Genomic DNA, 14,531 nt, shown 5'->3' on the forward strand with positions numbered 1-14,531 from the left:
AAGTAATTCATGTAAAGGGTGTGAACCAATTGGCTAAAATCAAATATGCGCTTGTGGGCACCGGAGGAAGAGCTGAATTTTTTTACGGTGAAGTTGTTACCGTTTTCAAAGATACATCAGAGCTGGTCGCGTTCTGTGACGTCAATCAGACGAGAATGGATTATGCCAATCGGCTGTTGCAGGAGAAATACGAACACCATCCGATTCCAACCTATAAAGCCCACGAATTTGACCGAATGATCGCGGAGACGAAGCCGGATATCGTCATCGTCACCACCATTGACCGGGTGCATCATCATTATATTATCCGGGCGATGGAGTTGGGCTGTGATGTCATTTCCGAGAAGCCGATGACGGTCGACGAAGACAAATGCCAAGACATTCTGGATGCCATAGACCGCACGGGACGAAAGCTGCGCGTCACCTTTAACTATCGCTATGCCCCGCATAATACGAAAATCCGTGAGGTTATCATGGACGGGACGCTGGGTGACATCTTGTCAGTCAATTTTGAATGGCTGCTGAATACCCAGCATGGCGCAGATTATTTCCGCCGCTGGCACCGGGACAAGCGCAATAGCGGCGGTCTGCTGGTGCATAAATCGACGCATCATTTTGATCTGATGAACTTCTGGCTTGGCTCAAAGCCGGAGACGGTATATGCGATGGGCGACTTGAAATTTTACGGCCGGGAAAATGCGGAGCAGCGTGGCGTGACGGAGTTCTATCAACGCGCTTACGGCAGCAAGGCGGCGGAAAATGACCCATTTGCCTTACACCTGGATCGTAACGAACATCTAAAAAACATGTATCTGGATGCGGAGCATGAGGATGGGTACGTGCGGGACCAAAGCGTATTTGGCGACAATATCAGTATCGAGGATACGCTGAGTGTCATGGTGAAGTATCAGAATAAAACGGTAATGAACTACTCACTGAACGCTTATATGCCTTGGGAGGGCTTTATCATCGTATTTAACGGCACCAAGGGACGGATGGAAGTTCGGGTATCCGAGCAATCCTATGTCAATTCCGGTGGCAGCAAGGCAGATGAGGGGGCGTTAAAAGAGAAAACCATCACGATCTATCCTCACTTTGCAGCACCTTACGAGGTCGAAGTAGAGGAAGGCGTGGGGGGACATGGCGGAGGAGATCCGGTCATGCTACGGGATATTTTCGATAAGCCGGCAGAGGATCGGTTTCATCGTGCGGCCTCTCATATCGACGGCGCGTGGTCCATTTTAACAGGCATCGCCGCCAACCGCTCTATGCGTACAGGCCAGCCGGTGAAGGTGGAGCAACTGGTGCGATTATAACGATTGTAAGCTAGGAAGCACCTTTAATAACAAGAAGCCCCTCTATTCAGATGAACAGAGGAGGCTTCTTGTTTGTATTAGATATAAATGCACTTTACATCGTAGGGCACTATATTTTATTATTTATCGGCCTTCAGCTCACGGGTTCCCAGTTGTTGTACAGGACGATGGTTATCGGGAAAAATGGCAGCAAACTGTTTAATTTGGTCTGCCGACATTTCAATAGGCTGTTCCAATACCGTCCAATTCACATGTTCTGTGCATGGCGGGGTAGTCAGCGACCCGTTGTAGCGAACGGAGTGCAGGTCTTTTGGCAGCAGCGCAGCGAGATTTACATCCTCATCCAGAACCGCCTCTTGGGAAATATCTTTCGGCAGTTTGGACCAGATGCGATTGAAAGCCTTGTTTTCTTTGCCGCTTTGAATAAGAACGCCTAAGACGGCTGTGCTTCCGGTGTCGCTTTGATGAACAAAATGAAGCTCCATTTCAGCATTTTTACCATCTATTTGGTGTTCACTTGGATGATGAAAATGAAACTGCTTTAGAGTGAATTTTGTGCCGTCCACGACAATATCATTGCTGGGACTAGCTGCATTGACTTGGACGGTGTGTCCATTATTCAGTATGGATACTTTAGTGGTTGAATAATGAACCTGTAGCGGTTGCTGCGTATGCGAAGCTTCCAGATGGGAATGCTCTATGTTGATGGGAGATTGTTCCTGACCATTACCACAAGCGACAAAATCCTTTTCCAGCTCCCCCCAATGCTCGGGTCCTTCATCCCCTTCGTAGGACCAGTGCGGGCTTTTCTGAACAACTGCATGTACGTTGTTAGCGGATGATGATGATGTTGCGCTAGTAGTACTAGAAGTGGCGGATGGTGTACATCCTGTTACCGACAATGCCAAGATGATGGAAAATATGCTGAACAAGCAACCTCTCCAGTGTTTTTTCATGTTTCTTTATCCTTCTTCCAAATAGATTATGTGAAACTTTTTACATTGTAAATTATTGTACAAAGTTCCTGCAAGGGTACAAGGACTTAGGAAAAAGGTAGAACTGGTTGCTTATTATTACCGGGTGTAGAGAGAATAATGGAGTGGTGAAATATTTGTTTGTCCTCTTTGGGGGAAGTAACTATAATAGTGGGGTGTGCATTACAAAATAATTCCATATCCACTCAAAGGAGAGATCTACATGAAAGCAGCGATTGTTACAAAAGACAAGAAAGTTAGTGTAGAAGAGAAACCTTTGCGCTCCCTGAAACATGGGGAAGCGTTAGTCCAAGTTGAATATTGCGGGGTTTGCCACACAGATTTACACGTAAAAAATGCAGATTTCGGTGATGTCACAGGCAGAGTTCTGGGACATGAAGGTATTGGGAAAGTCATTGAATTAGGTGAAGGAGTAACCAGCCTTAAAGTTGGCGATCGCGTAAGTATTGCCTGGATGTTCGAAAGCTGCGGTCACTGCGAATATTGTTTAACCGGACGAGAAACTTTGTGTCGTGAAGTTAAAAATGCCGGATACACGGTAGATGGTGCAATGGCAGAACAATGTATTGTCACAGCTGACTATGCGGTCAAAGTACCAGATAATCTTGATCCTGCTGCTGCAAGCAGTGTAACTTGCGCAGGGGTTACAACCTATAAAGCTGTTAAAGTGAGTGATATCAGACCAGGACAATGGATCGGTATCTTTGGTATTGGCGGTTTGGGTAACCTGGCTGTACAATACGCAAAAAATGTGTTCAATGCTAAAGTTGTAGCCTTTGACATCAGTGATGAAAAACTCGAACTGGCCAAAAAAATTGGTGCTGACTATATTGTTAACAGCATGAAAGAAGATCCAGTCGCCCGAGCTAAGGAATTAACGAACGGTGCTGGTCTGGATGCAACCGTAGTTACTGCTGTTGCCAAAACACCTTTCAACCAAGCCATTGACGTTGTAAAGGCTGGCGCGCGTGTCGTAGCTGTAGGTCTTCCAACTGATAAGATGGATCTCGACATTCCGCGTCTGGTTCTGGACGGCATTCAAGTAATCGGCTCCTTGGTCGGTACTCGTGAAGACCTTAAAGAAGCATTCCAGTTCGCTGCAGAAGGTAAAGTTGTACCTCTTGTACAAAAACGTCCGCTTGAAGACATCAATGAGATCTTCGAAGAGATGGAGCATGGCAAAATCCAAGGACGTATGGTCATTGATTTCACAAAATAAAATGATGTCCAATTCGTAACTCTTGGAATTCTAAGAGAGAGAAAGCGCCTGCTGATCTATTGCAGACGCTTTTTTTTACTTTACAGCTTATTCAGAATATTATCCTCCAAAACCGCGGATTTATCCCCGTATTCTTTAATAATATGTCTTTCTCCCCAGGCACAAAGTGAATCCAAAATGCTTTTCAAACTACATCCATATTCACTAAGCTCGTACTCCACTTTGGGTGGAACCTGATTATAGCTAATTCGATTGACAATGCCGTCTTCCTCTAATTCACGAAGCTGTTGAGTCAGCATTTTTTGTGTTATAGAAGGCATCATTCGCTTTAATTCACTTGTCCGCATTTTTCCATGGGTCAAATGACACAGAATCACACACTTCCATTTTCCCCCGATTACCTCTAATGTCGCCTCAACAGAGATATTGTATTTTTTCTTTCCCAAGGCCGATCCCTCCGTGTATGTCACCAGTAGGGTACTTTTTGGTACCTATATCACTAAAAAGTACGTACTGTTCATAATTGATTGAATAACTCATAATAACATCTGCTGGTCGAAGATTACTATAGATAGGAGTGAAAAACATGTCGCCAGAATCCAAGCGAAGTATCTGGCCATTACTGGCTTTAGCCGTAAGCGCCTTTGCCATTGGGACAACTGAGTTCATCAGTGTAGGACTGCTTCCCCTGATCGCTGAAGACTTGCACATATCCGTAACGATGTCCGCACTAACCGTAACGCTGTATGCATTAGGGGTTACCATTGGGGCACCTGTGTTGACCTCATTAACATCGAGTGTTCCTCGTAAAACGCTGGTGCTGTGGATCATGATTGTATTTATAGCAGGCAACAGCCTTGCAGCGGTTTCTAGCGGAATCACCCTGCTGCTGATTGCACGTGTAATCTCGGCGTTCTCCCATGGGGTGTTCATGTCCATCGGGTCCACCATCGCGGCCGACCTTGTTCCCGATGATCGGCGGGCGAGTGCTATTTCTATTATGTTCTCTGGCTTGACCGTTGCCACCGTCACAGGGGTACCGTTGGGCACCTACGTTGGGCAGCAATGGGGTTGGCGGGCTGCATTTATGGCCATTGTGGTCGTCGGTGTTGTGGCCCTCATTGCCAATCTGATTCTGCTGCCCTCTACGCTTCGAAAAGGAAATAAGACTCCTTTCAGCGAGCAGGTCAAACTGGTTACGAATGGTCGCTTGCTACTTGCATTTATCATTACTGCCTTGGGATATGGTGGCACATTCGTCGTGTTTACTTATTTATCTCCATTACTTCATGACATAACCGGTTTTGGACAAAATACGGTAACGCTCATTCTTTTATTGTATGGAATCGCCATTGCTATCGGGAATGTTATCGGTGGAAAAGCTGCGAATCGCAGACCGCTTTCAGCTTTATTTTATATGTTTCTCATTCAAGCCGTGATCCTGTTTCTGCTGTGGTTTACCGTGCCATTTCAAACAGCAGGCCTGATAACGATTTTCTTTATGGGATTGCTTGCGTTTATGAATGTGCCTGGTCTACAGGTATATGTAGTCATGTTAGCCGAACGTTTTGCACCCAAAGCTGTCGATGTCGCCTCTGCTGTTAATATTGCGGCCTTCAACGCAGGGATCGCAATTGGAGCATATGTGGGAGGAATGGTGACGGATTCACTGGGTCTTATGCATACGACTTGGGTCGGTGGGGTAATGGTTTTTGTTGCGGTTCTACTGACAGCCTGGAGTCGTATGCTCGAAAAAAGGGATACAACCGCCTTGGTAGGCTAAAACTTTTAAAAAATAGAGAGGAAGATACACAATGATACAAAACCTACAAAGCACAACAACATTGCACAACGGAGTTCGCATGCCTTGGTTTGGCATCGGAGTATTTAAAGTGGAAGAAGGTTCAGAGCTGGTCAATGCTGTAAAGGCTGCTGTAAAGCATGGCTACCGCAGTATAGATACAGCGGCAATCTATGCGAATGAAAACAGTGTAGGACAGGCTATTCAGGAAGCCCTCTTGGAGAATAATCTGTCGAGAGAAGATCTGTTCGTCACGTCCAAAGTGTGGAATGCAGATTTAGGCTATGAAGAGACACGAGCCGCTTATGAAGCAAGCCTAGACAAGTTGGGACTGGACTATCTGGATCTATATCTGATTCATTGGCCGGTTCAAGGGAAGTACAAAGAAGCATGGAGAGCTTTGGAGTCGTTGTATAAAGAAGGACGGATTAAGGCAATTGGAGTCAGCAACTTCCAAATTCATCATTTGGAAGATCTCATGAAGGATGCAGAAATCAAGCCAATGGTCAATCAGGTGGAATTCCACCCGCAATTAACTCAATCCGAGCTGCTGCAATTCTGTCAAAAGAACAACATCCAAATGGAAGCCTGGTCCCCGCTCATGCAAGGCCAATTGCTCGATCATCCGGTACTACAAGACATAGCGAACAAGTACGGTAAATCGGTGGCTCAAGTGATTTTACGCTGGGATGTACAGCAGGGAGTCGTCACTATTCCCAAGTCCACCAAGGCACATCGAATCGTCGAAAATGCCGATATTTTTGACTTTGAATTGACGCGTGAGGATATGGATCGAATTCAGTCGTTAAATGCCAATCTTCGGGTAGGTCCAGATCCGGATAACTTCGATTTTTAAATTCAGTTCATCATGAACCGCCGTTTCCTTCTTCATGGAGGGGACGGCTTTTTGTGTATGATGAGTTTGGAGCTACAGCAATCCAATCCCGCCATATGGTATTATAGATTTATATAAAATGAGAAGTTTTGGACACTTATGAAAATGAAAATCTCCGGGGGACCTCATGAATAAGACGATTGCAGATATAGCCCAAATGGCTGGTGTATCCAAGAGCACGGTATCCCGTTTTTTGAACGGTGGGTCTGTCAGCCTGGATACGAGACGTAAAATTGAAAAGGTGGTCAAAGCCACGGGGTATGTGCCCAATACCTTTGCCCAGAGTCTAAAGGCAAAACGAACCAACATTATCGGAACCGTCGTGCCACGGCTGGATTCTTTTGCCACATCCCATACGTTAATGGGGATTGACGAGGAGCTGCGTTCCCAGCATTACCAGATGTTGATCTCTAATACGAGTCAGGATGTAAAACGTGAAATCGAAGCGATCTATGAGTTCGCACGGCAAAAAATTTCAGGTATCATTCTGCTGGCTGCTCAAATTACAGACGACCATCTGACCGCGATTCGAGACATCAGTATTCCGGTATTGCTGGTGGGCCAACAACATGAGCAGATCCATAGCCTTATCCATGATGATTATCGTGCCGGATATGATATCGGTGCATATGTCCTGTCACAGGGCCACCGTGAAATTGCCTATGTCGGTGTGACTGAAAGGGATGTTGCTGTCGGTGTACAACGCAAAGAGGGCTTTAGGCAGGCTGTTCACGATGCATTACCTGCTGCGTGTTATACGGACGAGGCGATGCGAGCCGCAGGATATGATATCAGATACTATGAGACCGGGTTTAAAATGTCCGATGCACGGATTGCTGCATCCGCTATTTTGGACAAATTCAAACCATCGTTAATGGTGTGTGCTACAGATAATATCGCGCTTGGGGTAATCAACGCAGCTTATTCCAGAGGAATTACCATTCCGTCGGATTTGTCGGTAACTGGCTTTGGGGGATACGATATTACGGAGGTCATTCACCCTGCGCTAACAACTGTTCAATATCCGTATATGGAGGCTGGACGTGTAGCAGCACAAAATATTGTACGGCTGGTAGAACATAAAACGGTAGAGCAAGTGACAGTCATGGATTATTCCCTTATTGAAAGAGAAAGCGTTGACAAACGTTAAACAAGTGGATTATAATTTCTTCGAAACCGGTTCCATTTTACTCTTGCACAATTGGAATCGGTTGCAACTCCATGGATGAGTATTTTTTTTAATCGTATAGGAACCGGTTCCGTTATAATATTTTTTCGTTAATTTGGAACCGGTTCCCTAAATCTAAGTTTTTAAAAAATGAGGTACACCTATGAAAATGACAAAAGAACAAAAGTATCGATTGATCGAGCAGGCAGAGCCCGGTGAAATAGCGAGCTTGCAGAAAAAGGTGGAGCAATGTCAGTGGCGACAGTCGTTTCATATCCAGCCACCGACAGGTTTACTCAATGATCCGAATGGATTTTCATATTATCAAGGTGAATACCATTTATTTTATCAGTGGTTCCCGCTCGGAACCGATCATGGGATGAAATATTGGTATCATTTGAAATCCAAAGATTTGGTCACATGGCATAGTGCAGGCATTGGCATCACACCTGGGGACGATTTCGACTCGCATGGGGCTTATTCCGGCAGCGCGCTAGAGCATGAGGACAAGTTATACATGATGTATACAGGAAATACAAGAGACGAAAACTGGATTAGACATCCTTATCAATGCATGGCTGTGATGGATGAGAGCGGTCGCATTACCAAGTGGGAGCATCCTGTTATTGACCATGTACCAGAAGGCTATACAGATCATTTTCGTGATCCCAAGCTGTGGAAGGACGGCGATAGTTTCTATTGTGTGATTGGTGCCCAGAGAACGAATTCAACAGGCTGCGTTGTCCTTTATCGTTCAACCGATCTTCATACTTGGCAGTTCGAGGGGGAACTGAACACCGGGCTGGAATCGTTTGGATATATGTGGGAATGTCCGGATTATTTTGAACTGAACGGAGCAGGGGTCTTGGTCTTTTCTCCACAGGGCTTGGAGCCCTCAGGGGACGAAAACCAAAACATTTATCAATCGGGCTACGTCATCGGCAAACTGCTGAATACAGAGACAAGAACACTGGAGCATGGCGCATTCCACGAGCTCGATAGAGGCTTTGATTTCTATGCACCACAGACGATGATTGACCCGCAGGGGCGGCGTATTATGGTGGCCTGGATGGGGCTGCCGGATATCGAATACCCGACAGATCCGAACGGATGGGCCCATTGTCTGACGTTACCGAGAGAACTTACGCTTCATGAGGGGAAACTCTTGCAGCGGCCAATCCCAGAACTAACCACATTGCGTAGAAATAGTGAGGATCGGGTAGCTGATACGTTATCTTCAGAGAGCAAAACCTATGAAGGATTTAAAGGTACAGCGTATGAGCTGATCTGTGAAGTAGATCTTTTGGATGCGAAGGCATTTGGTATCGAATTCCGTGCGAGTGAGACGGAGAAAACGGTGATAAAATATAACGCCGTCAGCCGCAAACTTGTATTGGACCGTTCGCAATCGGGTGAGCCTGTAGCCGCTGAGTATGGTGAAGTGCGGCAGTGTGCATGGGATAAGGATCATATCAAACTTCATCTGTTTGTGGATACATCTTCGGTTGAGATTTTCATCAATGATGGGGAAGAAGTGTTCACCAGTCGTATTTTTCCGCACCCAGAGAGTGACGAAATACGCTTTTTTGCCGACAAGGGAGAGGCTCTCTTCCAAGCGGTAAAATGGAATTTTACATGAGTAGGCTAATTCATCAAGTGGATCGTTAATCATCAAACATAACGGAATGAACGAGGGGATGAACATCATGGCGGAAAACAGAGAGATAGCTAAAGAAGTGATCGAGGCGATCGGTGGAAAGGAAAATATCGCTTCGTTTGCTCACTGTGCAACGCGCTTACGAATTATGGTGCATGATAAGGAGAAGATTGATCAGAAAAAAGTTGAAGAGATCGACAAGGTTAAGGGTGCTTTCTTCAATTCAGGTCAATATCAGATTATTTTTGGTACAGGAACGGTAAATCGGATTTTTGAAGAGGTTGAGAAGCTTGGCGTGACGGGTTCATCTAAAGAAGAGGTGAAGAGTCAGGCGAAAAAGGAGGGCAACGTCTTCCAGCGGTCCATTCGTACCTTTGGCGATGTGTTTGTACCGATTATTCCAGTGCTGGTCGCTACGGGGTTGTTCATGGGACTGCGCGGTTTGCTTACTCAGCCGCAAATTCTCGCTCTGCTCGGTATGACGCCGCAGGATATTTCACCTAACTTTTTATTATATACACAGGTATTAACGGATACGGCTTTTGCCTTTCTGCCTGCGTTAGTCGCATGGTCAGCCTTTAGAGTATTCGGCGGTAGTCCGGTGCTGGGTATCGTTCTCGGTCTGATGCTGGTAAACCCGGCTCTCCCTAACGCGTATAGTGTTGCGGACGGCTCAGCTCATCCGTTGACGATGTTCGGATTCATTCCAGTGGTGGGCTATCAGGGCTCAGTATTGCCAGCCTTCTTCGTGGGTTTGATCGGAGCCAAACTGGAGCGTGCGCTGCGTAAACGGGTGCCTGAAGCGCTGGATCTGATTCTGACACCGTTTTTAACACTGTTGATTATGATCACTTTGGGACTGTTTGCTATCGGTCCAGTGTTCCATTCACTTGAAGAATGGGTGCTGCACGGAACAATATTTGTACTTGATTTGCCTTTCGGTATTGCAGGGATCGTCATCGGCTTTTTGCATCAGATTATCGTCGTTACAGGTGTGCATCATATATTTAATTTTCTGGAGATCCAACTGCTTGAAAAGAACGGCGTAAATGCCTTCAATGCTATTATTACCTGCGCAATGGCTGCACAGGGAGCTGCCTGCCTGGCGGTTGGTCTGAAAACGAAGGACAGCAAGCTGAAAGCGTTGGCGCTTCCTTCTTCGTTCTCTGCTTTCTTGGGGATTACAGAGCCGGCTATCTTCGGAGTCAATCTGAGATATATGAAGCCTTTTGTCATGGGTCTCATCGGCGGAGCGGTTGGTGGTTTTATTGCTTCAGTCTTCCATTTGGCGGCTACAGGGATGGCGGTTACAGTTATTCCGGGTACGTTGCTCTACATGAACCATCAGCTTCCGCTTTACATTTTGGCGAACTTGGCTGCTATGGCTGTATCTTTTGTCCTGACTTGGATGTTTGGCTTTAGCGATAAAATGCTGGATAAAGTCAAAACAGCGGGTTCCTCCAAATAATATCATCCAGTCAGCCCAAATACACGCAGATTTATCGCGTAAGTATAATGATAATGGTCGCTTTTACATGAATTCCATGTAGGGCGACCATTTTTTTATCTATGATATTCCGCTTCAGGCTATCAGATTAGACGATGGAGGAACGTTCATCCAGAAATTCGGACGGCGAGCAGCCTGTTAAGCGTTTGAAGATCCGATGAAAATAGGAAACATCGCTATAGCCCACATACTCCGAAATTTCACGAATCGTTAGCCGCGACTCGGTTAGCATGTAGATGGCGGTTTTAATACGTTGCGTATGTACATGCTCGCTAATCGTTTGGCGTGTGACCTCACGCAGCAGTGTCGCCGCATAGTTGGGGGTTTTGCGGATGGCGTCGCCAAGCTCTTCTTTGGTTACCTTTTCCCTGTAGTGATTCTGAATATACTGTTTCATGTGTTCCACATGCCGCTCTTTATCGCAAGAAATGGCGCCTTTGTCCCATTCCTGGTTCACATAAATCATGGCCTCGGTCAGCAGACAGTCAGCCATCAGAGTATAGTAGCTTGGGTGTTCTGTCCATTGATAATACATCGATTTGATCCGTTCATGCAGCATATCGTAGCATCCTGGTTTGATTAATAACGGCTTGTTTGTGTTCAGTATAGGAAGTGTACTGTTCGTACATGTTTTGCGGCAATGTATCACATACTTGGTATGGAAAAGCGTAGGAATACTCTTTCCATAGTAGTTCAGATGAGCGGGTAAAAGCAGTGCTTCACCCTTGCCAAGAATGAACTTGCAATCGTTCACCCAATATACACATTTGCCAAAGGTGACCAAGATGAACAGTAAGTCATCGTGGCTGCTATTTGTGCCAGCCTTTTCATACCAGTCCACACCGTTGTCCTGCCGTATATCCATCAATGTAATCACGAAACTCACTCCCCGATGTCTTCAACATTCACTATACTGTAGTACATTCATCATACTATAGTTCATAGTCTTGGTGCACGGGTACAGGTAGAATAGAAGCATATAAGTTTAATGTAGATAGAGAAGCAAAGTGGAATAGAAACCATACAGTAAAGACATTCAGGAGGATGACATTACTATGCTTAAAACGAAAATTATTTGTACTATGGGACCTGCCTGTGACTCCATTGATTTGTTAAAAGAAATGATCCAGGCTGGTATGACGGTAGCTCGCTTAAACATGGCTCATGGGGAGCTGGAGGATCATGTTAAACGTATTGAAAATGTAAGACAGGCAGCGAAGGAAATGAATACCTGTATCCCTGTCATGATGGATATTAAAGGACCGGAAATACGGATTGGCAAGCTGAAAGAGGCATCTGTTCTACTGAAGCCAGGCAGCCAGCTCATTCTGACCACGGAAGAGATTTTGGGGGACGAGCATCGTATTTCGGTGAATTACCCAGATATGCCGAAGGATATCAAAACAGGTGACCGCATTCTCATCGACGACGGTTTGGTTGATTTGACTGTAACCTCCATCGAAGGAACCGAGATGATTTGTAATATCGTAAGCGGCGGTATTTTGAAGCCGAGAAAAGGTGTGAATCTGCCAGGGATTCATACAACTCTTCCAGGCGTAACAGAGCGCGACGTGAAGCACATTCAATTTGGGGTGGAGCAGCGTATCGAGCTTATTGCGGCTTCTTTTGTGCGTAAAGGCGACGACATCCGTGAAATCCGTGAGATTTTGAAGGGACATCATGCCGAGCACGTACAGATTTATTCCAAAATTGAAAATGCCGAAGGCATGGAAAACCTGGATGATATCATCGAAGCTTCGGACGGTATTATGGTAGCTCGTGGCGACCTGGGCGTGGAAGTGCCGATTCAAGACGTGCCTGTGATGCAAAAAGAAATGATCGACAAGTGTAATCTGGTCGGTAAGCCCGTTATTGTCGCTACTCACATGTTGGAGTCCATGCAGGTGAACCCGCGTCCGACGAGAGCTGAAGTTAGTGACGTGTTCAATGCCGTTATGCAGGGAGCTGACGTAGTGATGCTGTCGGGCGAATCTGCTGCAGGTAAATACCCTGTTGAATCCGTACGGACCATGGCTGCGGTAGCTGCCAGTGCAGAATCCCAATTGGATTACCAGGAGCAGTTCGATAAGCGCAGAGCACGCCAAAGCACCAACATTACTGAAGTCATTAGTCAGGGTGCGGTGAGTTCGTCTCTGGAGCTGGATGCCAAAGCGATTATTACCTCGACTGCCAGTGGATTCACGGCTCGTATGGTGTCCAAATATCGTCCGAAGGCACCGATCATTGCGGTTACTCCGAATAACACAGTATTCGCTAAAATTTGCCTCTTGTCCGGTGTATTCCCGATTAAAGGGGATAAGGTAGCCACAACGGATGAAATGTTCGAATCTTCCATCCGTAACGCGCTGAATGCAGGCTATATCCAAAAAGGAGATACTGTAGTCCTGTCAGCAGGTGTTCCTGTAGCTGAGGCGGGCACTACCAATCTGATTCGGGTATATCAAGCGTAAGTTACATCAAATACAGAAAAGGCGCTGATCCTCTATGGGTTCAGCGCCTTTTTGATGTTCGGTTGTGTCCTAGGCTTAAAGGCCGAACACACTTTTGGCAACGACTTGTGTCAGTTCTGCCTTATGGGCTTGGTATTGCTCAAGGGTAATGCTCTTATTGGCCAGTCGTTGATCCAACTGCTCCGTCAACTGAGCTACCTGTAAATCAACGATAGCCTGAGCATCCTGATTATGGGTTTGTGCAATATCAGCCAAGGTTTGACCATTATATAACGCATCATATAATTGCTCATCAGAGGATATACCCAGTGTTTTCAACAAGTCATCATCCTTGGAAGCTTCATTGTCCTGTACATGAAGGGCTCTCTCTGGAGCCAGTGCAGCAGCATTAGTCCGACTTCCCCAAGTGGATGACTGCCCAATAGATAACGCCAGCAACAGTGTGCAGATGACCAACATTCGTTTTCGATTCATAAGTGTAAATCTCCTTTTGTGTTTCATTAAATTTCTGACGGGGTGGAACGGTATATGGATATCCAACGGGAGTGATGTTTATGCCTTTAGCCCATCCGGCCTATGTAGTTACCAGATTCTTAAATACATCATACACGCCCAATCTTAGCGCCAGCTTAATACTCGTTTAAAATAAACTAAAAGAGAAGATTGTAAACAGGTAGCGCTAAAAAAATTCGCAGATGACAAAAAGAGGATATGAAAAAAACCTCCTTCACAAAAGTGAAAGAGGTTTTAGACAACTACATCAAATTACAATTTAGGGTTTTGCCCATACTTATTGTCGCCAGGCTGACTGTCTAGACATGTGAATACAAGCAGCACAATGCTCCCAAAAGGAACCAAAGCGATCAGAATCCACCACCCGGTTTTGCCCGTGTCGTGTAGTCTGCGGAAAAGAACTGCCAGAGACGGTAACAAAACAGCCAAGCCATAGATAAATGACAATACGAAAGGAAGTCCTAAGAGGAAATCCAACAAGTATAATACCAGGCCAGCTATCGCATTGAACAAAGTAAACATCCAGTATTCTGTACGTCTTGCTCTACCTTGGAATCCTACATAGTTTTGCAGCACTTTTAAATACCATTGCATAAATTTTCACCTCCTCATAAAATGTAAATATTTGTATTACAATTATCATAAAACAGTTATTTTTAAATATATCGGCAGGTAACATATAGGATTTTACTTGTCAAATTATAACTTTAAACTAGGAATTAAAGCAACACATTTATTAATGTTAATAATTAAATGAATTATTTATAAAAATATAAAATTACATATTGAATTTTCTATACCCATTGAATAATATAGAGATACGATTACCATCTGGTTTGAATCGTCCTTCTTAATAGAAGGAGGTTTTATTTTTCGAATTATTTGAAAGCGCTTTAATACAAAGGAGGAGATGATCAACATTTAATTTGAGAGTGAGGAAGTTAATACAAACATAATCCTGACCGTCTTATTCATTGTTGTTTTATGTT

13 protein-coding genes are annotated in these 14,531 nt (G+C 45.1%); 8 read left to right on the forward strand and 5 right to left on the reverse strand.

All coding sequences use genetic code 11. The annotated features are described in order from the left end of the window. The first annotated feature begins 29 nt into the window (after positions 1-29). The gene (locus PPM_RS01605; protein ID WP_013368956.1) at positions 30-1,316 is read left to right on the forward strand and encodes a Gfo/Idh/MocA family protein; all 1,287 of its coding nucleotides are present in this window, start codon (positions 30-32) and stop codon (positions 1,314-1,316) included. Positions 1,317-1,435: 119 nt separating this feature from the next. On the opposite strand, the gene PPM_RS01610 is transcribed toward PPM_RS01605, so the two are convergent. Then, a complete protein-coding gene (locus tag PPM_RS01610) occupies positions 1,436-2,272 on the reverse strand; it encodes a carbonic anhydrase (protein ID WP_013368957.1) in 837 nt (278 codons plus the stop codon). Between the two features lie 241 nt (positions 2,273-2,513). Here PPM_RS01610 and adhP point away from each other — a divergent pair, with 241 nt between their 5' ends. After that, positions 2,514-3,530 (forward strand): alcohol dehydrogenase AdhP, encoded by a 1,017-nt coding sequence (adhP, locus tag PPM_RS01615; RefSeq protein WP_013368958.1) that lies wholly within the window; start codon positions 2,514-2,516, stop codon positions 3,528-3,530. An 80-nt stretch (positions 3,531-3,610) separates the two neighbouring features. Here the strand turns inward: adhP and PPM_RS01620 are convergent, their stop codons facing one another. Next, positions 3,611-3,976, reverse strand: a complete 366-nt coding sequence (locus tag PPM_RS01620) for a winged helix-turn-helix transcriptional regulator (protein WP_013368959.1) — start codon at positions 3,974-3,976, stop codon at positions 3,611-3,613. A 140-nt stretch (positions 3,977-4,116) separates the two neighbouring features. On the opposite strand from PPM_RS01620, the gene PPM_RS01625 reads away from it, so the two are divergent. From PPM_RS01625 to PPM_RS01645, 5 genes are all read left to right on the forward strand, one after another. Continuing rightward, positions 4,117-5,313: an MFS transporter gene (locus tag PPM_RS01625; RefSeq protein WP_013368961.1), complete on the forward strand. Its 1,197-nt coding sequence runs from the start codon at positions 4,117-4,119 to the stop codon at positions 5,311-5,313. A gap of 31 nt (positions 5,314-5,344) precedes the next feature. Continuing rightward, positions 5,345-6,187 carry an aldo/keto reductase gene (locus PPM_RS01630; protein WP_014599397.1) on the forward strand — a complete coding sequence of 281 codons (843 nt, stop codon included), beginning with the start codon at positions 5,345-5,347 and terminating at the stop codon, positions 6,185-6,187. A 166-nt stretch (positions 6,188-6,353) separates the two neighbouring features. Further along, positions 6,354-7,376, forward strand: a complete 1,023-nt coding sequence (locus PPM_RS01635) for a LacI family DNA-binding transcriptional regulator (RefSeq protein WP_013368963.1) — start codon at positions 6,354-6,356, stop codon at positions 7,374-7,376. 181 nt (positions 7,377-7,557) lie between these two features. Further along, on the forward strand, positions 7,558-9,033 hold the full coding sequence (locus PPM_RS01640; protein WP_013368964.1) for a glycoside hydrolase family 32 protein: 1,476 nt from the start codon (positions 7,558-7,560) through the stop codon (positions 9,031-9,033). A gap of 67 nt (positions 9,034-9,100) precedes the next feature. Next, a complete protein-coding gene (locus tag PPM_RS01645; protein WP_013368965.1) occupies positions 9,101-10,519 on the forward strand; it encodes a sucrose-specific PTS transporter subunit IIBC in 1,419 nt (472 codons plus the stop codon). 127 nt (positions 10,520-10,646) lie between these two features. Here PPM_RS01645 and PPM_RS01650 read toward each other — a convergent pair whose 3' ends face one another. Next, on the reverse strand, positions 10,647-11,435 hold the full coding sequence (locus PPM_RS01650; RefSeq protein WP_013368966.1) for an AraC family transcriptional regulator: 789 nt from the start codon (positions 11,433-11,435) through the stop codon (positions 10,647-10,649). Positions 11,436-11,613: 178 nt separating this feature from the next. Between PPM_RS01650 and pyk the strand changes: the two genes are divergently transcribed. Beyond that, complete coding sequence (gene pyk / locus PPM_RS01655; RefSeq protein WP_013368967.1) at positions 11,614-13,029, forward strand: pyruvate kinase; 1,416 nt, start codon at positions 11,614-11,616, stop codon at positions 13,027-13,029. Positions 13,030-13,104: 75 nt separating this feature from the next. On the opposite strand, the gene PPM_RS01660 is transcribed toward pyk, so the two are convergent. Then, positions 13,105-13,503, reverse strand: a complete 399-nt coding sequence (locus PPM_RS01660) for a hypothetical protein (protein WP_013368968.1) — start codon at positions 13,501-13,503, stop codon at positions 13,105-13,107. Positions 13,504-13,794: 291 nt separating this feature from the next. Continuing rightward, positions 13,795-14,136: a DUF805 domain-containing protein gene (locus PPM_RS01665; protein WP_013368969.1), complete on the reverse strand. Its 342-nt coding sequence runs from the start codon at positions 14,134-14,136 to the stop codon at positions 13,795-13,797. Positions 14,137-14,531 lie beyond the last annotated feature (395 nt).

This window comes from Paenibacillus polymyxa M1 (assembly GCF_000237325.1).
GTDB classification, from domain to species: Bacteria; Bacillota; Bacilli; order Paenibacillales; family Paenibacillaceae; genus Paenibacillus; species Paenibacillus polymyxa_C.